At 43.4% G+C, this 24,399-nt stretch carries 19 protein-coding genes; 4 read left to right on the top strand and 15 right to left on the bottom strand.

All coding sequences use genetic code 11. From position 1 onward, the window contains the following. Positions 1-597 precede the first annotated feature (597 nt). The 15 genes from ABJV04_RS00505 to ABJV04_RS00435 all read right to left on the bottom strand — a co-directional run bounded on the left by ABJV04_RS00505 (position 598) and on the right by ABJV04_RS00435 (position 16,163). On the bottom strand, positions 598-1,602 hold the full coding sequence (locus ABJV04_RS00505; protein ID WP_348489147.1) for an AgmX/PglI C-terminal domain-containing protein: 1,005 nt from the start codon (positions 1,600-1,602) through the stop codon (positions 598-600). Further along, positions 1,599-2,129, bottom strand: a complete 531-nt coding sequence (locus ABJV04_RS00500) for a biopolymer transporter ExbD (protein WP_348489146.1) — start codon at positions 2,127-2,129, stop codon at positions 1,599-1,601. Before ABJV04_RS00500 ends, ABJV04_RS00505 begins: the two co-directional genes overlap by 4 nt. Positions 2,130-2,142: 13 nt before the next feature. Continuing rightward, entirely contained in the window at positions 2,143-2,682 is a 540-nt protein-coding gene (locus tag ABJV04_RS00495; protein ID WP_348489145.1) for a biopolymer transporter ExbD, read from the bottom strand. A 6-nt stretch (positions 2,683-2,688) separates the two neighbouring features. Further along, complete coding sequence (locus ABJV04_RS00490; RefSeq protein ID WP_348489144.1) at positions 2,689-3,342, bottom strand: MotA/TolQ/ExbB proton channel family protein; 654 nt, start codon at positions 3,340-3,342, stop codon at positions 2,689-2,691. A 124-nt stretch (positions 3,343-3,466) separates the two neighbouring features. Further along, positions 3,467-3,811 carry a hypothetical protein gene (locus ABJV04_RS00485; protein WP_348489143.1) on the bottom strand — a complete coding sequence of 115 codons (345 nt, stop codon included), beginning with the start codon at positions 3,809-3,811 and terminating at the stop codon, positions 3,467-3,469. Further along, complete coding sequence (locus ABJV04_RS00480; protein WP_348489142.1) at positions 3,808-4,611, bottom strand: tetratricopeptide repeat protein; 804 nt, start codon at positions 4,609-4,611, stop codon at positions 3,808-3,810. The genes ABJV04_RS00485 and ABJV04_RS00480 overlap by 4 nt, the downstream gene beginning before the upstream one ends. After that, positions 4,598-7,546 carry a tetratricopeptide repeat protein gene (locus tag ABJV04_RS00475; RefSeq protein WP_348489141.1) on the bottom strand — a complete coding sequence of 983 codons (2,949 nt, stop codon included), beginning with the start codon at positions 7,544-7,546 and terminating at the stop codon, positions 4,598-4,600. The genes ABJV04_RS00480 and ABJV04_RS00475 overlap by 14 nt, the downstream gene beginning before the upstream one ends. Further along, entirely contained in the window at positions 7,543-9,495 is a 1,953-nt protein-coding gene (locus ABJV04_RS00470; RefSeq protein ID WP_348489140.1) for a hypothetical protein, read from the bottom strand. Before ABJV04_RS00470 ends, ABJV04_RS00475 begins: the two co-directional genes overlap by 4 nt. An 18-nt stretch (positions 9,496-9,513) precedes the next feature. Next, complete coding sequence (locus ABJV04_RS00465) at positions 9,514-10,050, bottom strand: hypothetical protein (RefSeq protein WP_348489139.1); 537 nt, start codon at positions 10,048-10,050, stop codon at positions 9,514-9,516. An 8-nt stretch (positions 10,051-10,058) separates the two neighbouring features. Continuing rightward, a complete protein-coding gene (locus ABJV04_RS00460) occupies positions 10,059-11,201 on the bottom strand; it encodes a DUF3570 domain-containing protein (RefSeq protein ID WP_348489138.1) in 1,143 nt (380 codons plus the stop codon). 13 nt (positions 11,202-11,214) lie between these two features. Further along, a complete protein-coding gene (locus ABJV04_RS00455) occupies positions 11,215-11,433 on the bottom strand; it encodes a DUF4266 domain-containing protein (RefSeq protein ID WP_348489302.1) in 219 nt (72 codons plus the stop codon). Between the two features lie 80 nt (positions 11,434-11,513). After that, positions 11,514-12,026 (bottom strand): TlpA disulfide reductase family protein, encoded by a 513-nt coding sequence (locus ABJV04_RS00450; RefSeq protein ID WP_348489137.1) that lies wholly within the window; start codon positions 12,024-12,026, stop codon positions 11,514-11,516. A gap of 37 nt (positions 12,027-12,063) precedes the next feature. Further along, positions 12,064-12,672, bottom strand: coding sequence for an outer membrane beta-barrel domain-containing protein (locus ABJV04_RS00445; protein ID WP_348489136.1), 609 nt, complete (start codon positions 12,670-12,672; stop codon positions 12,064-12,066). Positions 12,673-12,677: 5 nt separating this feature from the next. After that, the gene (locus ABJV04_RS00440; protein WP_348489135.1) at positions 12,678-13,418 is read right to left on the bottom strand and encodes an SH3 domain-containing protein; all 741 of its coding nucleotides are present in this window, start codon (positions 13,416-13,418) and stop codon (positions 12,678-12,680) included. Between the two features lie 12 nt (positions 13,419-13,430). Next, positions 13,431-16,163: a hypothetical protein gene (locus ABJV04_RS00435; protein ID WP_348489134.1), complete on the bottom strand. Its 2,733-nt coding sequence runs from the start codon at positions 16,161-16,163 to the stop codon at positions 13,431-13,433. 799 nt (positions 16,164-16,962) lie between these two features. On the opposite strand from ABJV04_RS00435, the gene ABJV04_RS00430 reads away from it, so the two are divergent. The 4 genes from ABJV04_RS00430 to ABJV04_RS00415 all read left to right on the top strand — a co-directional run bounded on the left by ABJV04_RS00430 (position 16,963) and on the right by ABJV04_RS00415 (position 23,984). After that, on the top strand, positions 16,963-18,216 hold the full coding sequence (locus ABJV04_RS00430) for a hypothetical protein (protein ID WP_348489133.1): 1,254 nt from the start codon (positions 16,963-16,965) through the stop codon (positions 18,214-18,216). A gap of 2 nt (positions 18,217-18,218) precedes the next feature. After that, positions 18,219-20,687 (top strand): LamG domain-containing protein, encoded by a 2,469-nt coding sequence (locus ABJV04_RS00425; RefSeq protein WP_348489132.1) that lies wholly within the window; start codon positions 18,219-18,221, stop codon positions 20,685-20,687. 36 nt (positions 20,688-20,723) lie between these two features. Continuing rightward, the gene (locus ABJV04_RS00420; protein WP_348489131.1) at positions 20,724-22,322 is read left to right on the top strand and encodes a hypothetical protein; all 1,599 of its coding nucleotides are present in this window, start codon (positions 20,724-20,726) and stop codon (positions 22,320-22,322) included. A gap of 546 nt (positions 22,323-22,868) precedes the next feature. Further along, positions 22,869-23,984 (top strand): TonB family protein, encoded by a 1,116-nt coding sequence (locus tag ABJV04_RS00415; protein ID WP_348489130.1) that lies wholly within the window; start codon positions 22,869-22,871, stop codon positions 23,982-23,984. Positions 23,985-24,399 lie beyond the last annotated feature (415 nt).

Raw genomic sequence — 24,399 nt, 5'->3', positions numbered from 1 at the left:
TAGGTTTTCCATGGATGATAAAACCTGTAGCACGGTATTGATGCCGTGGATGCTGTGCCTTGGTTATTTGCCTTAGGCTCTTTCCCCACGGGCTGAAGCCCGTGCTACATGGATGTATTAGGTTTTCCATGGATGATAAAACCTGTAGCACGGTATTTATGCCGTGGATGCTGTGCCTTGGTTATTTGCCTTAGGCTCTTTCCCCACGGGCTGTAGCCCGTGCTACAGGGGGTATATTAGGTTTTCCATGGGTGATAAAACCTGTAGCACGGTATTTATGCCGTGGATGCTGTGCCTTGGCTATTTGCCTTAGGCTCTTTCCCCACGGGCTGAAGCCCGTGCTACAGGAGGTGTATTAGGTTTTCCATGGGTGATAAAACCTGTAGCACGGCATTTATGCCGTGGATGCTGTGCATGTGCTTGGTTTCATCTTTAACTATTGGCCACGGGCTGAAGCCCGTGCTACATGGGATGTATTAGGTTTTCCATGGATGATAAAACCTGTAGCACGGTATTTATGCCGTGGATGCTTTGCATGTGCTTGGTTCCACCTTTAGCTATTACCCACGGGCTGAAGCCCGTGCTACAGGGGATGTATTAGAACGGGAAGAAATCGAGGGAATAATCCAAAACGGTGGCGGTGACTTGATCGGCGCCGAAGTTAATCAAACGAATCCGATTCAATAGCTTTTCTTCCAGCTCTGGAAAATCCAATTCACTGGATACCAACTTCACTTTGCTAACAGATCCGTCTGGCGCAATTTCCAAGTTGACTGTAATTTTACCCTGCAAGCTTGGATCATCTCGTAGGGCCCGACGATAAATGGTGTACAAAGCGCCTTTACTGACATCAAAACCTTTACGAATCGATTCAATATCTCGGCTTCCCAATACAGTATCTTCGGTAACCAATTCTTTAGCGGCCAAGGAAGCTAAGCCTTCATTAGGAGCATCGAACTCTGTGGTTTTGCGACCGGCTAATTGGCCTCTCGCGCCCACATCGCTGGATAAATCACTGGTATTTAAGCCACCACTTTTATCTGCAACCTTTTTGCCCACAAAAGCCCGTTGTTGTTCGTTGGTTTTGCCTGCACCTTGGATCATTTCAGTATCTGCCAAATTATTAATATTGGCTTGCTCACGCATACTATTTAGATCATCGGTAAACTGTAACAAACCACTTTGACTGGCCTTTTCCCTAGCCTGATTGGCTAACTCGGCGTCCGTTGGTTTTTCAACCTCGACTTTAGGTTTGGGTTTTTCCTGAGGTTTTTCAGCCTTTTTTTCTGGTTTTGGTGGTTCAGGTTTTACTTTTTCTGGTTCTTTCTTAACTTCAGGGATCTCATCTGGAATAGGCTTTGGCGGTTCTATGGGTTTAGGCGGCTCAACTTTTTGAGCTTCAATAATTCGTGTAAGTTGGGGAGGAACACGCTCTTTTTCCTCTCGCGTTTGTTCTGGCAATTGCTGCAATTTGACGATTAACGCCAACACCAAGGTTATCGCTAAAATCGCGATGGTAAGTTTATTAAAAAGCTTATTTTCTTGTTCGCTGGAGGACCAAGGTAACTGACTTCTGAACGGGTTATGACTTAGGGTGCTCATTGCTCCCCCTGTGCAGGTAATTGTTGCTCAACTGCCAAGGAGATATTGGTATATCCAGCTTGCGCACATGTTTGCATTATTTTTTTAAGCAAACTGTAGGGTATGGCTTGATCACCCATTATCGTAATTGCCCGCGCAATCTCGTTAGGATCCTCTTCTTCATTGGACTCAACCGCGATGATTTTAGTGCGGTTCTTTTGATAAGTTAATTCTTTTTCCAGCGCTGGAATAATATCTGCAGCCTGAGCCATCACTTCTACTACGTCCGCCATTTTTTGACCTTGTAATAAAATATGTTCAGCATTAACCAACAATACTAAAGTCTCTTGTGCCGCGGTATCTGCGCTAGACTCGGGTAATTTAACGCTTTTGTCAGTTTGTAAAACCTGTACATCTGAGGCATTAAACATTAAGAAAAACACCAAAATAGTAAAAATGTCCATTAAAGACACTAAACTGAGTTTTGAGGTTTGCGCCATGCGTTTGTGGTGTCTCTCCATACGAGAGGCGCGTACTGATTTTTTCATCGCTTATCCTCTGTTATGGGGTTTGGTCAGTTGGGTTAGAAACGTCTTCTAATGGCGCGTCACCCAGTGAAATTTGCGGAAAGAGTTCAGCCTGTACCACAGAAGCCACTACCACCTCGTCATAGGATCGAGTGGTATCCATTAACGCCACAATGACTTGGTAAGGTATATCTTGTTCCAATAATAAAGTGGCCTGGTTTTTTTCTAATTGTTGATTTTTGAGCGTTTGTTTAATTTGCTTTAGAACATATTGCAACGCTTCGTAGTCATACTCTTGTTCTATATTTGGAATCGCTTTAACCAAGTAACCTTGGGGATAAAACACTTCGAGGCCAGATTGACGCACTACAATTTCCAACTGTTTGTCTTTTTCATCCAAATCAGTTTGCTCAGATGCCTCACCGAGCTCTGGTAATGTCAGCTCTAACACAGTGATCCGTGAAAATACCATCATCATAAGTAACACAGGTACTAACACGATCATCAAATTCATAAATGAAGTGATATCTAATTCAGCATCCTGCTTTTGCAGACGTTTTTTTCTGCCTAACATCTGAAATTAATCCGTGTCACGGGAGCGGCTAGAAATGGCTTGGCGTCCCATCAGAGTGTTTAAACACTTCACCCCGGCCATTTCCATGCTATCAATAATCTCTGTAGTTTTGGTTTGTAATATGGAATGACAAGCTAACAACGGGATAGCGGCAATCAAACCAAATGCTGTGGTGTTCATAGCCACTGAAATACTTTGTGAAAGCAAACTGGCCTTTTCAGATGGATCCGCAGTGGCAACCGCTGAAAACGCAGCTATCAAACCAATAATGGTACCCAACAAACCTAACAAAGTGGATATGTTTGCTAAGGTTGCTAAATAAGCCGTGCGCTTCTCCAAACGAGGTGTTGTCTCCATTAACCCTTCTTCCATGGCGTATTCAATATCTTCACGACGTTGGCTCAAGGACATTCTAGCGATGCCTGCTCCAATGATTCGGCTAATAGGCGCACGGTTAGATTTTCCGAAAGTTAAAATGCCTTCGTAGTTAGCCGATTCCAACATAGGTTCAATTAATTTAAACGCTTTTTGATTGGTTTTTTTAGCGTTGCTCAAAAACACGTAGCGCTCTACTGCGATAGCGATACCCAATGCCAAAACCACAGCAATGGGAAACATAAAGGAACCACCTTCTTGAAAGAAGCGAACTATAATATCCATAAATTTACCTTAATTTTGCAATACCGACAGTCTACGCTTTACTGTCAATTTTTAGCGTATGGGATTATCCACACAGTTAATACATTTAATAACTTATCTGCTTTGGAATTAAGCTGCTAAGTTTTTATTTCTTGCCACTGGCGCGTTCAAAATGCTCCACTTTACGAGAAAACTCTTCACGATCGATGGGCACAAAGTCCTGCTCTATTCGTTTTACAAATGGGCTCGGTAGGGATGCCTTATCTCGCGGAGGTTGCCAAGGGACAATTGATAACACTCGTGGTTGCTCCCTATTTCCGCGAATAGTATCTTGGATCAGTATTTTACCATTTACATCTGTCACAATTTGGGTTGATTTTGGCTTAGCTTGATCAGCATCCAAAACCGGCTGCTCAGATTGTGCCATCACACTAACAGAACTAAAAATACTAATGAATGAAAAGCTTATCAGGCTGATTGCAATTTTCATTTATTCTCTCCATTTTGAACCTTTGCTATCTGCCGTTTTAGGTCGGCAATCCATCCCCTAACTTGTCTTTTCGGCTTATCTTGCAATGCTTGATACAGCTCATAGTTTTCCAAAGCTTGCTGCTTTTTACCCAAATACAAATCATACAATATTCCCAAGTTTAAATAAGCATTGTCGTAGGCGGGATAACTTTGAATCGCATATTGATAGTGTTGCTCAGCCTGGGCAAAATCGCCCATTTCTCGAAATACTTTGGCTAACCGATTGTGGGCAAAGTAGTTATGTTGATTTATCTTAATAGCCTTTTCGTAATTTACCTTAGCCGCTACTAAATGGGCTTGTTTTTGCTCTTGATCGCCTTTTGGGCTACCAGCAAAGTCTAGCATGTTGAGATCACCGAGCTGCACCCAAGGACCGGACAATTTAGGCTCATCGTCAATTAACTTTTCTAATATTTGTTTGGCTAGCTTAAGGTTGCCTGCCTGTTTAGCAGCAAGGGCTTGGTCAAACTGGTATTTGACTGACGCTTTTACTGGTGTGGAACCTGATAGATATAAATTTGTTTCTGCTCTTAAAGCTAACACCTTGGCCTGCATAGGATCCAATGGCACCACTTCAGGAGAGGCATCAGTGCCGCTATCTTGTTGTTCAGTCTCAATATTCTGAGAGCTTGTATCCGTTGTTGATTGGGCGCTAAACAAACTATCCATGCTGGCACAACCAGACAAAAACAACATGAGGACCAACAAAACAGACCAACGGCCACCCTCATTGGCTGACTGACGGTTAGAATATTCCATTGGCGGCCTCCGACAACTGCTCTTGTTTATTGTAGCGACCCGGCGACAGCTTACGTAGGGCATCAAAGCTATCTTTTACCCAACGGTCGTAAACACCTTGCCAAGTGCGCTGAATATTCGCTTCATGAATATTAATGGCCTGCTCTTCGAATGGATAAGCTTGTTCTTCAAGGAGAATATTGTATTGTTCCAACTCTAATTCAGACAATCCCTTAGGTCGTTCTGAGTCCATTAAATCCCGCGCTAGTTGGCCATAAATTTCACCAATTTTAAAATTGGCGACTGTACTAAATTCGGCAATTTTATAATCCAAAGTGGCATTCAAAGATGCCAACGCCTTATCCAACACCTGACGCTTTTTGTTCAAGCTTTTATTTAGGGGTAAAGATAATTTAACCTGATTAAAGGCTTGCACGTTGTCTTCGGCAAATACCATGGATGCCATTGCAGCTAAATAGCGTGAACGCTCAGTGCGATCATCACTGGCTTGTGCATCTCCTTGGATGAGCTTTTTCAGCCAAAAACGTCGTTTACTCTGTTCCTTACTTTGGGCATAAAATTCACTCATTTGAAAACGTGCTTCGGTGACTTGATTAAATGGCAATGGATAACGATGGGCATAGGTTCGATAAGTATCAAGTGCCGCGTCCCGCTGATCAGCCTTTTGATAATATTGAGCGGCAATATACAGCGCTTCACGACCTTCTTCTGAATCTGGGTTAGCTTGCCATAATTGTTTTAACTCGTCTGCGGCTGGCACCCAGTTCTGATTTTGTTGATAGGCATAGATTAATTTCTCTTGAATATTTTCAGCCAGCGGATGGGTTGCAAAACGCACTCTGAAATCTTCAAGTAAGCCAATAGCTTCTGACCATTGTTGTAATTCCATTAAGTAGCTGGCGGCATCATATTGAGCGTTTACTCTAGCGCTACTTGCCGGAGCTTTAGCTATCACCCGTAAAAAGTCCTCAATGGCCAAGGCGACATATTGTTTGGCTAAATTAGCTTCAGCTTGTTTATAAATACTTGCAGCTAAGCGTTCGAGCATGTCGTTGTAGCGGGGATCATTTTGGTTTAACTGCGCCAAAATCTGTTCATAGCTCAATTCAGCTTGTTGATATTGCTGGAGCGCAAACTCACTATGAGCAATAACCAGTTGCCCGGCCATTTTGCGCTGGGCATTGACTGCTGGCTGCCAAGCTAGAATATTTTCTGCACTTCTAATTGCCGGCAAATAACGCTGCAGGTCAAATAACTGCTGCATGCTGTCATATTGCACATCTACCGCTCTGGGATCGTCAGCAAAGCGGTTTACAAACTGGTATTGGCTAGCGAGTTGTTCATCCTGCCATTGTTGTTGCAAGGTTTCATCCGTTAGACTTTCTCGCAGTGCCCGAAATGCCAAAATCGCCGCATAACCTGCTTCTGCAGCTTTAGGTTCGTTGAGGTATTCGTAGGCATATCGCTCGTAAGCAATAATTGCTTGTTGATAGTTTTGTGCTTCAAATAAACTTTCCGCCAAATTAAAGGTAATTTGCGGGGTTAAGTCATCATGGGGAAAGGTTTCAATAAACTCGCGATATAAACTCGCCGCTTGAGTATAAGCCGCTTGTGCTTTTTGGCGATTGTCCTCGACCTTATCCAACTGTTCCGGCGTGGGCTGATTAACTGCCTTAGTTAATAGTTGGGCTTTGCTGTGCTCATATTGTGCCAGCTCTTGAAGATAGTTTTTTAGGAAGGGTTTAACCTCTTCTTGGATCAGTTGTCCCCATTGCTCCCAAAAAGGCCCGTTAATCCCATATTGATCAACAAAATCTTGTTTTGCTGGCAGTACTAAAGTGGGAAACTCCCCCAGAATGTAGGCATCAATTTGTTTTACTGCAAATACTGGCGCTTGATTGTGTTCAGGGTGAACATCCGTAAAGCCGCGATACACCAAGGCACTATCTCGAAAGCGGTCTTCGTTTAAAAATTGCTGGCCTAAACGATCGTAAAGTAAATTCTCATAGTGACGCTCTCCCGCCTGCTCATAAAAAGCTTTTAAACTTTGTTCAGCCCCTTGGTAAGAAAACAGCAGGGCCATAATGCGGATACTGTCGTTGACTACGCGCTTTTCTCCCACCGGCAACCTTTCGAGTTGCTCTTCGGCATTCAACTGCCTCAACATCTGCGAGTCAATTACACTGTTCGGTAGTTTTTGATCTAGTAGCTCAGTAAAGGCAAATAACGCATCTTCATAAAGATCCAGTTTGAAATAACTCCACCCCAACATATAAGCGGAGGTCATGAAATAATCCGTATTTGGACCTTGTTCAAGTACAATATGATAAGCCTGAACCGCGCCAACATAGTCTTGATTATTAAATAGAATTTCACCCCGTCTAAACTGCAACTCAGCTAAATAAAGTGTATTCGGATATTCCTTCAAAAGCTCATCAATAACCTGCAAACTTTGTTCCGATTCACCCTGTAAATCGTGGGCTTTGGCTAACTGGTAAAGTACTTCAGCATTTTCCTTTTGTTCAGGATGGCGCTCTAAAATAGATTGGTATTGAGCAATCGCTAAGTCGTATACACCTCTGTCTACTGGGGCAGTACCAACTTCCTGTTGCTGCTCAGCTAACAGCACTTCTAAGTCAGCTAAACGATATTGAACGATTTTAATGGTTTCCTGATCATCAACGATAGAAAGTAAACTCACATAGGCATCGCGTAACGTCTCAAGTCCTTGATCCGGTAAGGGGTCGTGATTTAACGAGACCGGCTCGAAATAAAACTCACCCAGGGTTTTGCGCTTTTCCACTGGGGTGGATGCTGCTGGTTCATCGAACAGGCCCGCACAGGCAGCTACATAAAAGCTGCTAATAAGCAGTGTCACAGAGCGTAGCAAATACACTGAAAATAACCGTGAACGGCAACCAACACGACGGGTCATTGTTTTGCCCCCTGTCGATCGGCTTCGGCTTTTCTAAACGCCTTGTCGTTTAGCCTAACAACCGCTAACTTGGCTTGTAATTCATAACTCTCTAGCTGGGCAATTTGTTGTTGTATCTGTTCTACAAACAGCTCATTTAAACTGGCTAATTGTTGGCTCTGTATAGATTGATTACGCTGTTGTTGCAACTCAAGGTTTTGTTGAAGATCGGCAATTCGTTGTCGTTGTAATGGGTATTCAGGTGTTTGGTTCAATTGCTCCATGAGCTGTGTTTGCTGTTGTGTGGTTTGTGCAATTAACTCATCTACCTCATTCAACAGTTTCTGTGCTTGCCAACGCCTTTTTGCATAAGATTCAGAGGCATTCCACAGCATAATTCCTTCTAGACGTTTTAAACGCGCCACATACAGGGGCTTCAATGGTTTATTATTTAAGCTCAACCAAGCTTCACTGATGTCTTTGTGTCGCTGTTTCGCCCGTTCTAAGCGAGATTGCCAGTCCAGTTCTTGCTGGTCGGCTAAAATACGTGGCTCATCGGTGGCGGCTGCTAACCTAGCCTGCAATTTATCCCGTAATAGTTGGTAATCTTGCAGCTTGGATAACAAATCATTGTTTTTCAGGGTCTGTTGTCTTAACTGAGCTTCTTGTTGCCTTTCATCTAACATTAAACTAAAGGTATTCAGCTGTTGTTGCCAACGTTCAAAGCGCTTTTGATGAGTTAAACTCTCTTCCAGCCATGCCATTTGATTTCGAAACGCGCTGCTAAGCATGATCGATGATAAGTGAGCAGGTATTTGCTCTGACCAGTCTTTTGACTTAGCTAACTGAATAAAATACTGGTCATTGATTTCCTGTTGATTGGCACGCAGCAATTGTTTTTCTAAAGCAAATCGCTTTAGTCCTCGCTGTAAATTTTCTAACGCCTGAGTGGGCGCAAAAGCCTGTTCAAAAGCATATGCTGAGGCTAAATATGATTCCATCACATATTCGTTACTACGAGGCTGTTGTTGCAGGCGCTGCCAAGCTGATAAGGCAATTTGATATTCTTCTCTTTGGGCTGCTGCCCATCCGTAGCCAAGAAGTGCAGAATCTGAGTCTAAGCTATCTAACCGAACCCGATTAAATGCCTCTAATGCATCTAATGCTTGCTGATTTTTAAGGTGCGCATAACCAATGGTAAGATTGGCGCGGTCACGCAGCGCATCAGTTTCCGTTTGATCGATAACCGTCAATGGTGACCACCAGCCGCCTAAAAAACTATCAAAGAAGCTTTTATCAGATAAACCAATCTGCTCTAAGGTTTGCACGCCTGCAGAGTATTGATTGCTTTGCAGTTGATGCAACCCTTGGTTATAAATTACATATTGTCGATAAACTGAGTCTTCCGATAACTCCCCTAACCAATAGCTGTTGTCTCGCGCAGCGGTAATAGATTGGGTAGTTTGCCAATTAAACAGTTGGCTCTGCATATATAACCACTGGTCTTTGTCTTTTACATGCAAATACTCATCTGCGTTATCAATGCTGATTTTATTCAAAATATTAGCAGCAACTTCATATTGCTGTTTATCAAACAATGACTTGCCCAACAAATACCAGCTTTGGGTTTGGGTTTCTAATGTCGCAGCTTTGGTTAATAATCGATTAAAAATATCTGCAGCTTGCTCGTCTAAACCATAAGCTAAGCTAATGCCACCTTTAAGTAGGTTAGGGTCAACTCCAGGTTGGCTAATGTTTGATAACGAATCGGGACAGGCTTGTTGGAGTATTTCAAATTGGGTTAAAGCTTGGTAAAAATCCTGTTGAAAGTAAAAATACAACACTTCTTGATAGGCTTTGTCGATTATAGCGGTATCACATTTTTGTGCCGACAAAGCGGGGCTGCTTAGCATTAGCCAAGCACCAACTGATAACAAAGAATGTCGTAAGACTAAATACCCTTTACGCATTTGGCAAAATTCCAGTCACTAAAGTTCTACCACTGCGAACTCAGGTTGTTGTTTGCCGGTTGCGTCATTGATATTTAATTCCAGCGCTTTAGCGTCACTGTCTTTACTAAAGGTTAAGCTAGTTGCTCGTTTGTATTCTCGTCCCTCTGGCCCTAGCCCAATGAAAAACGCACTAATTTGATGTTCCCCTTGAGCCAAATTGCCAATATGTAGACGCTGTACGCCGCCACGATAAAGGGCATCAACTTGACGGTCTGTGTACAGGTATTCAGTAACCACTTGGTCATCTATTTTCAGCTCTACGGCATCCAACTTAAAGTAAGTACCCACATCCACTGAAAGGTAGACGACTACTTGAGTGCTAGAAGGAAAAAGTAAGTCTTCTTCAAGTACAAATAGATCTCGATTAAGGGCAATAACTTCTTTTCTCAATTGCTGTAATTGTTTTGCCACTGTTTGTTGTTCGTTGCCGTCAGCTTGTTGTGCGCTGCTATTCCCGGCAAGGGTGCACAACAAAACAGTTAGCATAAAAGTGCGTAATTTCATCGGTATCATCTCGTCGCCTAATACCAAAATGACACATACAAACGTGTCACATTGGCAGAAAATTCAAATAACGGCTCTTCGCCAACGGGGGCATCAGCCAAAACATTTCTAAAATCATCATACTGGAAACGCAAATGATCTAACTCGTAATTTAATGTCCCTTTTTCCAGCCATGAACTTTGAGAAAACCGGTATTCATAGGTCACGCTCAGTCCAATAGAGGTATTTTTGAAAGAACTCATTTCTTTATCGCGGGCACGAAAGTTAAATTCTGCGCTGCGAGAAAATAAATCTTGATAAAAATCAGCATTACCTTGCTGGTATTGCCTAACCCGCAGATCTAAGATCCAGTTATCACCAAAGGTGTGGATATAGCCGAGTTTGTAAGTATTTGCATCGATTCCCCAAGTATCTGAAAATATTCTCGCTTCCCCGTAAATACTCGCTCGGTAAGGTAAATAATAATTTAGATTAATGGCCGCCGCGTTACTCGTTCGCGTATTAGGATAAACTTCGGTTTCGAAACGATATCCTCGATCGGCAGTGGGATCAATATAACGAACAGACCGATAAGGATTATTTAAGTAACCCTCATCAGAAATATTCTCGAAATTAATACCAAGGATCATATTTTTGGTTAGCACTTGAGTTAAACCAAACTGAAATTGTTGACGCTCAGCTTCCTCTAGAAAATTCTCATCACCACGTTTACCGACCTCATCCCACCCTTTGGAATAGCCCATACTTAAAGTAGTAAGATCACCGAAAAAGTCCTGAGATATACCAAAATGAACCGAACGGGCTTCAAAGTCGTTTTCAGAACTACTAGTGAAATTAAGGTTCATTAACGTCTTATTATGCAGGAAATCAACTCCCACACTATGCTCTGTGCGCTCTTCTTCATAAGCACTGGCAGTGGCTAATACATCAATGGACGCGCCGGAAATCGTATCCACATAATAGTTAGCAGATACAGATACTTTATTGCCAATTTGTTTGCGCACCAAAACCGATGGACCATCAATAGACATGCCATCACCTTCGTAAGAGTGATACATCACATCTGCTCGCTCTTGAGGCAACACTGCTGAGGTACTGTTAAATGAAAACACCAGCAGAAGCGGGAAAAGCGTGAATAAAACTAACTTGGTTGGGTTCATAGCTATGTTCACTCTAGTTGCATCCACAACCACCACCGGCACCACCTTCTGCGCCCCGTGCACCTTCGCGCGCTTGGAAAGCGTGCATGGTATAACTAGAGGAAACAGGATTGCGATTGGCGCTCATAATAGGATCCGCCAAATTATCACGTTCATAAGGTTTGACCCATGGTTCAATAGACGTTGCACAGCCGCTGACAAACAACACGCAGGAGACAATTAACCCAGTCATGCTGTATTTAAGCAGTTGTTTTTTCATCGTCAATCCTTGTAAGTTATTTTCTAAAATTAGCTTTATACTGCAGTAATTAATTACTCTCTAAGTAACGCTTTAACGACTTCTTTATACTTAGCCTCATCACCACTTTTATACCCATAATGGGTTAAACGTTTGTTGCCATCACGGTCAATAATGACTGTAGTAGGCATAGCTCTTACATCATAAAGTTTGCTGACTTTATCAAGATTATCAAACAATACTGGAAAGCTAACGGGAATATCATTCAGTAAGTTATTGGCTTTTTCTGGATATTCGTCGACATTCACTGCTAAAACCGTAAAACCAAGATCTTCATATTCTTTTTGCATTGCATCAAAGTGCGGCAATTCTTCTCGGCAAGGGGCACACCATGAAGCCCAAAAGTTCACGATAACCACATTCCCTTGCTGCTCTTCGAGCCGTAAATTTTCACCACTGTTACTTTTTAAGGTGAAATCTGGAGCTGATTGCAGCTCAGCTGCACCGGCCGTAAAAGCGGTTAATAGGGTTAACGACATTACCGCGATAAACAATAATACAAAGTTAGATAAAGGTTTTGAATTCATGACAATACTCCGTCAAATATTCTGTTATTTATTAGGCTCAAAAGAAAAACGTTGCACCGAGTCCATACTCGATGTTGTGCGTGGTTTTTTCTTCGCCAATAATTTCACTATTAAAAATGTGGTCTTTTACCCCCACATGTACTGCAAAATAGTCAGTTAATAACAACCGATATCCTGCGCCTACACTGACGGTGAAACGATTATCACCGCCGAATTCTGTACTACCTGCGCCCAATGTAAAATAAGTTGCTGAGTTAAATATCCAATCGCTACTTAAGAATACTTCGCCATTGAGGTTATAACCCAACGAAAGGTCATAAAAACTATATTCACGCTCGTCCTCAGTTAGAAAGGGCGCACCGCCACTGAGCAGTTCAAAGCTTGTTTCCCCAGCAGTCGCTTGACCGTAACTAGCTTCCACAAAAAAATCTTCGTTGATGTGATAAGTTAGTTGGGCTCCAACTAATGAACTAGACGAAAAGTCTTCAATACTAATCACCCCAGCAAATACCCCAATTTCGAAATCTTCGGTATCAATGCTCGACTCGTTTATGTCTCTACGCTTTAGATCAGGCTCAATCACATTTTGCACTGAGGCTCTGTTGTCAGCTTGGGCAAACGCTAAGTTGCTTGCACTAATTAACATGGCTCCTAGAAAAAAACTGCAAATCCGAGTTTCCACTCTTCAAGTTCCTCATTTTCATCACGCTCGGTTAGCGCAAGTAAGTTTTGATATTCAAATTTCACCACAAAATTCTGTGCTAGGTAATAGCGCACACCAATTCCCCCCACCAATAAATCGTTGGTTCGCGTTTCTTCACCAGATTGCACTAAATTCGCTCTCGGTTTAGTTTTTATCTGTCCAAAACCAAGACGAAAATACGGTGATAATCGCCACTCAGGAAAAGTGGTATGAGTCACACTTAGCAACCCAAATTGGTTTTCAGAAAAGTCACCTAGTGCTTGACTGTAACTGACTTCGGCCGCAAGATTTTCGGTTACCACCCAAGCACCATAGATACTTAAGGATGGCACCCCTTCTAACGAGCCGCCGCTGGCACCTAATTCAAAATCACGATTTTGGTAACTACTAAAACTACCATCTTCAATCTGTACAGGCTCACCTGCACTGCTGACGGTTAGTCTGAGATTATCCAGTGACACCCAACCTTCTTTGCCTTTTTCGGTGCGAACCTTAAACCAACTTGTGCGACGTTTAAGAATACTTATCCATTCACCTTTTTCAGCCACGTGAAAAATGGGATAGCCAACCGCAGGTCCTGTTCGCATATCGATATAAGGTTCAACTACCTGAACTTCAGGAAATTGTGCTTCGGCATTTGCCGTACTGTACATTAACACTAACCCAATCAGGGCGATCCACTTTGCCATACTGTCCATCTATTAATCTGCCGGAGCTGCAAAGGGATTATTATAGTATTGCGCACCAATATCCAGCCATTCAGCGATTAGTTTCAGCTCAGATTGCGTTAACCAACCTTGATGGCTGCCACCATCTTCAAATAAGCTGAAAAAGGCTGTGCTACTGCGCGCACCATTAGTGCTTAGAGTATTGGCCACTGTTACCGTTTGGTAGATGGGAATGGGGTTACCTTCGGCATCTAAAATTAGCTCGCCATCTTCATCTCGTTCATAAACAGGATCGCCGTTACCATCAAATACTTGAACCAAACGATCGACTATTGCTCCTTCTAGCAACTCTTGCTCAAGATCAGCAAACATCAGCTCTCGATAGCTAGTCAGATAATCAGGATTGTCCGTTGATGCTGTACCGCTCAAATCTAGCTGGGCAATGGGTACGCGAGACATCTCAGCTTCATCTGTTGGCGAGTGACAACTCACACAGGTATTATCTTCGATTACCGTCAGACCATCATCGGCAAACACTTGTCGTGTTACCTCAAAAATAGGATGGATAGATTCAGGGTAATTAATCTGAATCCGACAAAGGCTCGTCCAATTTGTTGCACAAGCTGTGCTAATTGGCAAAGGGGAAGATAAATCAGCATAGGAATAAGTAAATGAATCGGCAGGGGTCGCGATGGCAGGGTCAGTCCAAATATCATTAAATTCAAGGTCGGGCTGAGGATAGTCTACGCCATTAATCCGCGCGGCGGTTTGCGCCATGGTTTCGCCTAAATCGGCAAATAATACCGGGTTGGTGTTCGGAAAAGGTACTCCGGTTGCAGTTGCACCAAAATTAATGGATGCCGCTTCGGCACTCAAACGACCATGGGGTAATGTACTTTGCTGGGTATGGCAACCATTACAAGTTTTAACCTCACCTGGGGCAAACTGTAACCAGTTCTGATGACGGGCCCCAACACGTTTGCCGTCAATATCCACTAGGCTCAGTGCCAAAGGCAAATTTGCTGGAACTTCAAATATCGCCGAACCATCGGGCTGCACAGGCACATAACCAATAATTTCGCGCATTAATTGTGTGCGGCTACGACCAAAAGCTGAAGCATTAAAATCTTTTACTTCATCATCGGGAATTGACACCGACTTAACTACTCTTAAAAACTGTACTGGACGCGCTAACACTGGCGTTTGCGTGGGGTCGGCCATGGCCGCAATACCTTGGGCAGAGGTATCAACTCCAGCAAAATCATAGACACTACGAATGTGTACTTTTGCTAAATTTTCATCGGCTAATGCCTGTTCATATTCATCTGCAATTTGTGCACTGGCCGGATAGGCACGTTCTCCCATCGCCACAGCTTCAGTGTACATTTCACCTTCAACGGGTACACCTATGGGTAGCTGAGTATTTTCAATACCATCATACATCCACAGACCAAACAACAACGGTGCTTCTTCAATATCGGGATTATCTAGATGACTGTCATCACAAGGCAAAATTTTCCGTTCAACCGACTCACCGACTACCACTTCTTGTTCGGGATCATAAACGCGACATTGACTCCAACTAAAAATAACCCGCTCACTGCCATCCCACAGGGGGTAAACCGAGGCAAAACGCCCGCCTAATGAGAGGCTGCCGTCAATCACAATATTATCAAATAATGCTGGGGTTTGAGCTGGACCAGACAAACTAGACTGGGACGCGATTCCTTGACTATTATCGATGTAATTTAGGTAATCAATGCTAACAAAGTCCCCGCCTATGGTATCGCTATCAAAGGTACGAATGGCGCTTAAAATGTTGCCATCCTGTAATTCGCGAACTTTAACAAACTGCAAAAGTTGATCTGAGCGTTCACTGACATGACTGTGTCGGCCATATAAAATTTCTAAGCCTGAGCCGTCACTGTTCATTTGATAAAGATTAATACTGTTGTTGTTACCCGCCTGATCCCAACGGCTAAACAGAATTTTACCATTGGTGAGCACTACAGGATCTAAATCATGACTCTGATTGAAGGATATTTGTTGTATGTTAGTACCATCACTTTCCATCACATGGATTACTGATGCATATTCATCCAAGCCTTCATCTAACCCTTGGTATTGGGGTTTGCCTTCGTCTAATAAAATAGCTTGATTACCCGCCTGACGAGTTGAGCTAAACACAATTCGGCCATCGGGCAAATAGGTTGGTCCGGTATCCTGACCTTCTTCGGCTTGAATATCAGAACTGATGACTCGGCGTAATTCATCGGTAATTCGATTATATTCCCAAATATTCCAAGTGGGCTGCTCATCATCATCCGCATCTTCAATTTCTGGGGCGCGCATGGCAAAGATTAAACGTTCAGAGTCATAAGACACATCCACATCTTTTACATCGTATCCCCCTAAAGGAGTTTGCTCTGTGGCTTGTTCAATTTGTTCTGGGGTATAAAAAGCGCGGTCAGTGATATTGGTTTCTTCAACACTGGCGGAAGCCCGAGGCTTAATGTACAAAGCGGCTCCAGGTAAAAACTCGAACGGCTGTCTTAAATCGTCGGTAATTAACAAGCCATCTTCGTCTAAAGGTAAAGCCCGTTTAACATACGCGATAGGGATATCGAGAACCACAGGATCAGGCTCTTGAGAAGAAGTAACCAAAAGGTCATCGGAACCACAGCTACTTACAAATGCGCAAATAACCGTTAAAAATACGGCTTTGCGGATCAATCCTGTTGTAATGTGATTAAAACTACGTGGCATAAATATCGCTGAACCTTAACGAGTTGGAAACTCACGCTTCACAACTGGATTAGAGTGTTAATTATTTTACTTAAGCTCTAATGAACTAAAAGATATCAATTATCCATCGTTAGCAAACAAGTTTAAACTGTCTCTGCTTCACGACAACCTGCTAATACCCGTCAATACATCAGTCTGTCAATTTAGTTTGAATTACAATTCAACGGTATTCCATGGACTAAATTGTTTCATTAAGTGATGAATAAAACAATTTAAGTATTGATGCATAGTGATAGTTTTTAATACCTTAGCTGTACTAGATTGATTAACATTAAGGCACAAAAAAAGTGTTAAAAAGCCGATAACAACCTAATTTTATTCTTAGTGTCGCAGATTCAACACGCTATTTATCTCATGCTTAAGTTGCGCTACCTTACTGTTTTTACTTTACTTTTTTATACAGCAAAATGATTACTTTAATTACTAGAAACTTTTGTGTAGTCCGATGAATACAAATTTTCTGTTTTTAACCCCCTCTATAAACAAACAACTACGCCATATGCCTTTAGTTTCAGCACTGGCCCAAAAACTGCTATCTAATTTAAGATCAATAACTTGGTTTTATACTCTTTGCTATATTAAAAGAGTCCGCAAAGCTGATTTAAATTAAAACACCCTAGTAAGAGCCTTCACCTTCCTTGCAGTTGTGTTTTTGAAAAGTATTTGGGTATTAAAATTAACACCCATTAGTAGACTGTCATATTTACCCTAGCTGGCAAATTCGACTATTTTTAAGTGTATCGTATTGAGGAGTGCCAGCTTGGAAACAGTTCTATCACAAAAGAGGAAGTATCGTTTTTTTCCTCAACTTCAAAGGACTCGCTTTTTTGTATTAGCGCCCCTAATGTTTATCGTCAGCCATTTGAGTGCTATGGCCGGTCCCACTGAACAAGCCCAGCGAATGCACGATCGTTTAACCGGCGTGCCAGCAACCTCAACCACCCTTGAACAGATGAGCAACCTCATTGAACAAGGAGAAACCCAAGAAGCCGCCTATTTAGCTATGGATAATCCGGCTTTCTATAACGTCACTTTGAAAAACTGGATCACCCCATGGACGAACGAAGAAGCTGATGTTTTTGCACCTTTAAATGATTACACCGCCACAGTTATTGGCATGGCTCGGGACGATATAGACTTCCGGCTAATTTTAAGTGGCAACATTCTTTACGTGGGCGATAACACCCTAGACATTCCAGATTATGAAGTGGATAACAACGCCCATTATCAAGCACTAGAAGATCAAGAAATTGATCTCAGTGAAGCCTTAGTTGCCACTACACAAACTGCAATGACAGGCTTACCCGACAATGCTACGGCAGGCGTGTTGACCACCAGAGCGGCGGCAAAGTCATTTTTTAAAGATGGAACTAACCGCGCCATGTTCCGATTTACCTTAATCAATCATTTATGTACCGATTTGGAAGGTGTGAAAGACACTAGTCGCGTGCCAGATCGCATTCGCCAAGATGTGAGCCGCAGTCCCGGCGGTGATAGTCGGATATTTTTAAACTCCTGCATTGGATGTCATTCAGGTATGGATCCCTTGGCACAAGCTTTTGCCTACTATGAATACGATTATGATAGTGATGCTGATCCCGATGGCGAAAATGGTCAATTACATTACAACCTAGAGGGTCAGATTGATCCTCAAACCGGTTCAAGAGTCACCGCTAAACATCAAATTAACGGTAATAATTTCCCCTATGGATTTATGATTGAAGATGATAAATGGGACAACTATTGGCGCGCAGGATTGAACAAAAACTTGGGCTGGGATGAAAGTCTACCAGGAGGTGGAAATGGTGCGAAAAGTATGGGCCAAGAACTTGCTCACAGCGCTCAGTTTTCTCAATGCCAAGTCACAAAAGTATTTGAAAATGTCTGCTTACGGTCTCCGCAAGACAGTGCAGACTGGAGCCAAGTCGACTCTATGGTGGTGAACTTTCAAGGTAGCGGCTATCAGATTAAACAGGTATTTGCAGATGCCGCCAACTACTGTAAAGGGAGCTAGCAATGAGCATTTCATTCTCTTCCCGATTACAGCAACTCACTATTAGCCTAACACTGACCATCGTCCTTAGTGCTTGCGGTGGCAGTGGGACAAAAGTAGAAGAAACCCCGACTCCACCTTTAGTATCGCAACCTGGCGATTCATATTCTGGCCCCCCAGCAGATACAGACGATGTGCAACAATACAAACTCAATTTATGGGACAACATAAGTAGCGCTGAACGCTGCGGCGCGTGTCACATTGAAAATGGTCAATCTCCGGAATTTGTAAGAGCGGATGATATTAACCTTGCTTATGCCGCGACCAATCCACTGGTAAATTTAGATGAACCTGAAACCTCGACTTTGGTCACGAAAGTAGCTGGCGGCCACAACTGTTGGTTAACAAGCCCTTCGGCTTGTGCAGATATAATGACAACGTGGATCGCCAATTGGGCAGATAACGACGTGACAGCCAATAAAATTCAACTAGAAGCGCCGACGTTAAAATCCCCCGGCGCTAATAAAAACTTTCCTGAAAACAGTGGCCTGTTTGCCTCTACCGTATACCCCTTATTACAGAACTACTGTGCAAGTTGCCACACCAATTCAGCCAGCATACCCATATCCCCCTATTTTGCATCTAGTGATATTGACGAGGCTTACCTGGCCTCAAAAGCCAGAATCAGTTTAGACACCCCAGCGTCCTCACGTTTTGTTGGGAGACTTCGAGATGAATTCCATAACTGTTGGAGCGATTGTAACAGTGATGCCAATGAGTTAACTGCAGCGATCCAAGCCATGGCTGATGGTATAGATATCACAGAATTAGCACCTGAGTTGATAAACAGCCAAGCATTGACCCTATTTGATGGCACTCTAGCCACAGGGGGCGGACGATTTGAAAATGATCTGATAGCTAAATGGGAATTTAAAACCGGCTCAGGCACGACGGCCTTTGACACTAGTGGTGTGGAGCCGGCGATTGATTTAACCCTCAGTGGCGATGTTGCATGGATAGGTGGATGGGGCTTGCAAATGGTAGATGGTAAAGCTCAAGGCAGTACAGCTAGTAGTAAAAAGTTACATACACTGCTAACCGCCACAGGTGAAATGTCAATTGAAGCTTGGGTGGTGCCAGCGAACGTCACCCAAGAAGGTCCGGCTCGTATTATTAGTTACTCTGGTGGTGCACAAACCCGCAACTTCACCCTAGGTCAGACACTTTATAATTATGATTACCTACTAAGAACCAGTAATACCGATGCCAATGGAGAAACTGCATTATCGACAGCAGATGCCGATGAGTTACTGCAATCCAGTTTGCAACATGTGGTACTGACGTATGATCCCATCAATGGCCGTCAAATCTACGTAAATGGTATGCATTCAGGGGTAACCGATGAGGTAGAGATAGGCAATTTTAACGAATGGAATGACACCTATGCCTTTGTGTTAGGGAATGAAGTATCCGGTGATATTCCATGGGCGGGTTCAATTCGTATGGTGGCGGTGCATAATCGCACCTTAAGCGCTGAACAAATCGCGCAAAACTTTGCCGCCGGTATCGGCCAGAAGTTTTTCTTATTGTTTAATGTGAGCGAACACACCGATATTGCGCAAAGCTATGTAGTGCTCGAAGTCAGTCAGTTTGATAGTTACAGTTACCTCTTTGCCGAACCTTTTTTCATTAGCTTAGACGACAACGTCAGTATTTCATCGGTTCCCATTCAAGGAATGCGTATAGGCATTAATGGCCGTGAAGTCACCTCAGGACAGGTTTTTCAAAACCTAGATCTGCTGATCAGTGATAACAATTATATCCCCGGCGAAGGTCAACCCTTATCTTCCTTAGGCACCACAGTGGCAATTGAAAAAAGCCCCGAAGCCGATGAGTTTTTCTTAACCTTTGAACAACTCGGCAGTGCCACTAATGTGGTAATAGAGGCCGATCCACCAGCGGCAGCATCGCCAATGGATTTAGCCCCTCAATCAGATATTGGCGTACGCAACTTTGCTGAAATCAATGCCAGTATGTCAGTGGTCACCGGCGTACCAACCAGTAATGCCGCAGTAAAAGCAGCATTCGAAAAACTGAAACAACAACTTCCTAGTGTCACCAATATCGATAGTTATTTAGCTTCGAACCAAATGGCGGTGACCCAGATGGCCATTAAGTACTGCGACCAGTTGGTGGAAAACAGCAGTTTGCGGGCTGACTATTTTAGCGGCTTTGATTTTACTCAATCGGCAGACAGCGCCTTTATCGATCAAGATCGTAATCTGATTATTACCCCATTGTTAGATAGAACCATTGGCAGCAATATCGCCACACAGCCGCAACGGGATCAGGTGAGTACTGAATTAAACAATTTAATCGATACTCTGACCAACTGCAGCGGCAATAAAGTATGCGACGCCACTTACACACAAACGATCGTTAAGGCCACATGTGCAGCCACTATCGGCAGTGCAGCCCTTCTCATTCAATAAATAGAATTCAATAAGTAGAGAGTTTAGGTACATAAAATGAAGAAAACTAAGTTTGACAATTTATCCACCGATGCTCCTCTACTGCATGATGACCACGCCAAACCTGTTAGCCGTCGTGAGTTTATCTCCCAAGGATTTACCGCAGGTTTAGGCACAGTGATGGCGGGCTCAGTGTTTAGTATGTTTGCCAACCCCAAACAGGCGAATGCGGCTTTATCCAGTGATTTAGAAGCGTTAAAAGCCAATTGTGGTATTGCCACCCAAGGGGCGGGAAAAATTCCGTTTATTTGTTTTGATCTTGCGGGCGGTGCAAACATCGCCGGTTCCAATGTGCTAGTTGGTGGCCGCGGCGGACAGATGGATTTCCTCAGCACAGGTGGCTACAGTAAATTAGGTTTACCCGGTGATATGGTTCCTTCGATTATGAACCCCGCATCTGGCTTAAGTGATTTTATTAATAATGAGCTTGGCTTGGCCTTTCATGCTGACAGTGCTTATCTACGAGGTATCTTAGAAAAAGTAAATCCAACAAACCGAGCCAATGTTAACGGCGCGGTGATTCCGGCACGTTCTGAAAACGACACGGGGAATAATCCTCACAACCCTATGTATGGTATTAACAAAGTAGGCGCGGATGGTTCTCTGTTAACCTTAATCGGTTCTCGAAACTCTGACTCTGGTGGCAATAGTATGTCTCCGGCGTCGATGATAGATACTGCAAAGCGGCCCACCAAAGTGGACCGCCCTTCTGATGTCACTGGCTTAGTGGATACCGGAGATTTAGTTGGACTATTAAGCCAACAAGACTCTGTGGCCGTTATGGAGTCTATTCAACGTATTAGTGACATGAAGTTAGGCAAAGTGAATACGCAGATTACCACTGATGATGTGATCAAAGACTTGGTTCGTTGTGGTTATGTGAAAAGTGCTGATATTACCGACCGCTTCGGCGATCCATCGGCTCTTGATCCTGAATTGGATGAGGATATTGTGGGTCCATCGGGAATTTTTAGTCAGCAAGAATTCGATAGTGATGGTGAGTTTCGCAAAACTGCGGCGGTTATGAAACTGGTTATGAACGGCTTTGCTGGGGCTGGCACTATCACCATGGGTGGATTTGATTACCATACTGGTAATCGTATGGTAGGGGAAACCCGAGATCTGCGAGCTGGCCGTTGTATGGGTGCTTGCATTGAATACGCCGCGCGGGTTGGCGTACCGCTAATGATGTACGTTTGTAGTGACGGTTCCGTATCAAGTAACGGCATGATAGACGATTCTGAGGATGGCAGAGGTAAAGGGGTTTGGACCGGGGATAATTCATCTACCGCAGCCTCATTCTTTTTAGTGTATAACCCCAATGGCACCCCAGAGCTCATGGGCGCAACCAGTGAACAGCAAGCGCAACATCAGCAAATAGGCTATATGCGTAGTGACGCATCAGTTGAAACCGCAGCAACACCCGCTGCCAACAACGTCAACTTGCTGGTAGAAACCATTATCTTAAATTACATGGCGTTACATGGTGAACAAGGTAACTTTAGCAGTTTATTTCCCTCCAATGGCTTGGGAAATAGCACGCTCATGGATAGCCTAACCGCCTTCCAACCCATTGTCTCCGGCACCATGTCGTGATCTAAGCAACCTGTAGCATGGCCTTCAGGCCATGAAAACCGTTCATCGGGCTAAAGCCCGACCTACAAATTCCACCAAGCACAACCAACCTTGTAGCATGGCCTTCAGGCCATGGAAACCGTTCATCGGGCTAAAGCCCGACCTACAAATTCCACCAAACACAACCAACCTTGTAGCATGGCCTTTAGGCCATGAAAACCGTTCATCGGGCTAAAGCCCGACCTACAAATTTCACCAAACACAACCAACCTTGTAGCATGGCCTTTAGACCATGGAAATCGCTCATCGGGCTAAAGCCCGACCTACAAATTCAGCCCAAACATAACCAACCTTGTAGCATGGCCTTTAGGCCATGGAAATCGTTCATCGAACGGCAAAACCTCTCATCGGGCTAAAGCCCGACCTACAAATCACTTCAAACACATCCACCCTTGTAGCATGGCCTTTAGGCCATGGAAACCTATCACAGGCCAATGCCCAACCGACTACACATGATTTAATTGTTATGGTACATTTTATTCTCAAACAAAGACCAAGGACGATTCAATGTTTAAAAAACTACTTGCTCCATCACTTTTACTCTCCTTATCAATCAACGTCGCATTGGCACAAACACCTACATTTAAGGATGTTTACGGACAATATAATCAAGCCTTCGCCTCTGAAGATTACGAATCTGCTGTTACCTATGCAAAACAGACATTAGAGCTTGGAAAACAAATCTATGGTGCAAATTCAGAAAATGCAATCAACCTAGAATACAATTTAGGCTTAGCCTACTCTGCAAACAAACAACCAGAATTAGCCTACATAACCCTTGGTAATGTCGCCAACGCCTATAAAGAATTATCTGGTGATAACTCGGTACAACGTTATAGCGCGATTTTGGATCAAATAGCGACAGCTGAAAACTATACGCAAATGAACTTCGAGAAGAAGGTATTAAAATATCGCTCAACCATAAACTCAGCTTTAAATATTGTTGACAACGTTCCTAATAGCGATATAGCAACTAAGGCAAACATGTATTATCAACTTAGTCGCATGTTAATTAAGTCACCGATAAACAGTTATCATTTTAAACAGGCATTTTCGACCCTCGAAAAAACAGAGTCATTATTATTGGCAGCCGTCGGTGAAAAGGATACTCGCACAGTAGAAGTACAGTTTTTGTTGGCAAAATATAATTCAGCTAAACGTCGCACACAAAAAGCCATTGAGTATTATGAAACTGTGGTTAACGTCATCGAAGGTGAAATAGAAACATCCCATCCATACGAGTTAGCCTCTCGCGCAGCCTTAGTAGGCTTGTACGAAGGTTCTGGAGACTCGAAGCTAGCCACTGAACATTGTATCGCTATCGGTCATATGACACCTTGGAACGACAATATTGACCCTACCCCTTTATATCGCATGCCTCCAGATTATCCCATGTCAAAAGGCCGCATGGGTAAAGATGGTAGTGTTGTTTTATCCTTTGATATTGACCAAGCAGGGTTCGTTAAGAACATTAATATGCTAGAACAAGAAGGTGGACAAGCATTCGTTACAAAAGCAATTAAGGCGCTAGAACAATGGCGTTATGCCCCTAAAATTGTTGATGGACAAGCTGTTGTGGCTGAAAATATGAAAGTACAGTTAGACTTTAAAGTACAAAGCTAATAACCCACTAAAACCATGGCCTGTGGCATCACCTTCAGGCCATGAAAACCGTTCATCGGACGGCAAAACCTCTCATCGGGCTGAAGCCCGACCTACAAATTCCACCAAACACAACCAACCTTGTAGCATGGCCTTTAGGCCATGACAACCGTTCATCGGACCGCAAAACCTATCATCGGTCTGAAGCCCGACCTACAAATCACCCCAAACACAACCAACCTTGTAGCATGGCCTTCAGGCCATGAAAACCGTTCATCGGGCGGCAAAACCTATCATCGGGCTGAAGCCCGACCTACAAATCCCCCCAAACACAACCAACCTTGTAGCATGGCCTTCAGGCCATGGAAAACACCCACCAAACTAAATCCAACCGACAAATAATAGGCAATAAAAAAGCCGCTATACGAAGCGGCTT

The sequence above is a fragment of the Aliiglaciecola sp. genome (assembly GCF_039982535.1).
In the GTDB taxonomy this organism is placed as follows: Bacteria; Pseudomonadota; Gammaproteobacteria; order Enterobacterales; family Alteromonadaceae; genus Aliiglaciecola.
This window is presented reverse-complemented; position numbering and strand designations above follow the sequence as displayed.

Excerpts from the sequence above, each read along its gene's own strand:
- ABJV04_RS00505 (WP_348489147.1), bottom strand. The coding sequence starts at position 1,602 with ATGAGCACCCTAAGTCATAACCCGTTCAGAAGTCAGTTACCTTGGTCC.
- ABJV04_RS00500 (WP_348489146.1), bottom strand. The coding sequence starts at position 2,129 with ATGAAAAAATCAGTACGCGCCTCTCGTATGGAGAGACACCACAAACGC.
- ABJV04_RS00495 (WP_348489145.1), bottom strand. The coding sequence starts at position 2,682 with ATGTTAGGCAGAAAAAAACGTCTGCAAAAGCAGGATGCTGAATTAGAT.
- ABJV04_RS00490 (WP_348489144.1), bottom strand. The coding sequence starts at position 3,342 with ATGGATATTATAGTTCGCTTCTTTCAAGAAGGTGGTTCCTTTATGTTT.
- ABJV04_RS00485 (WP_348489143.1), bottom strand. The coding sequence starts at position 3,811 with ATGAAAATTGCAATCAGCCTGATAAGCTTTTCATTCATTAGTATTTTT.
- ABJV04_RS00480 (WP_348489142.1), bottom strand. The coding sequence starts at position 4,611 with ATGGAATATTCTAACCGTCAGTCAGCCAATGAGGGTGGCCGTTGGTCT.
- ABJV04_RS00475 (WP_348489141.1), bottom strand. The coding sequence starts at position 7,546 with ATGACCCGTCGTGTTGGTTGCCGTTCACGGTTATTTTCAGTGTATTTG.
- ABJV04_RS00470 (WP_348489140.1), bottom strand. The coding sequence starts at position 9,495 with ATGCGTAAAGGGTATTTAGTCTTACGACATTCTTTGTTATCAGTTGGT.
- ABJV04_RS00465 (WP_348489139.1), bottom strand. The coding sequence starts at position 10,050 with ATGATACCGATGAAATTACGCACTTTTATGCTAACTGTTTTGTTGTGC.
- ABJV04_RS00460 (WP_348489138.1), bottom strand. The coding sequence starts at position 11,201 with ATGAACCCAACCAAGTTAGTTTTATTCACGCTTTTCCCGCTTCTGCTG.
- ABJV04_RS00455 (WP_348489302.1), bottom strand. The coding sequence starts at position 11,433 with ATGACTGGGTTAATTGTCTCCTGCGTGTTGTTTGTCAGCGGCTGTGCA.
- ABJV04_RS00450 (WP_348489137.1), bottom strand. The coding sequence starts at position 12,026 with ATGAATTCAAAACCTTTATCTAACTTTGTATTATTGTTTATCGCGGTA.
- ABJV04_RS00445 (WP_348489136.1), bottom strand. The coding sequence starts at position 12,672 with ATGTTAATTAGTGCAAGCAACTTAGCGTTTGCCCAAGCTGACAACAGA.
- ABJV04_RS00440 (WP_348489135.1), bottom strand. The coding sequence starts at position 13,418 with ATGGCAAAGTGGATCGCCCTGATTGGGTTAGTGTTAATGTACAGTACG.
- ABJV04_RS00435 (WP_348489134.1), bottom strand. The coding sequence starts at position 16,163 with ATGCCACGTAGTTTTAATCACATTACAACAGGATTGATCCGCAAAGCC.
- ABJV04_RS00425 (WP_348489132.1), top strand. The coding sequence starts at position 18,219 with ATGAGCATTTCATTCTCTTCCCGATTACAGCAACTCACTATTAGCCTA.
- ABJV04_RS00420 (WP_348489131.1), top strand. The coding sequence starts at position 20,724 with ATGAAGAAAACTAAGTTTGACAATTTATCCACCGATGCTCCTCTACTG.
- ABJV04_RS00415 (WP_348489130.1), top strand. The coding sequence starts at position 22,869 with ATGTTTAAAAAACTACTTGCTCCATCACTTTTACTCTCCTTATCAATC.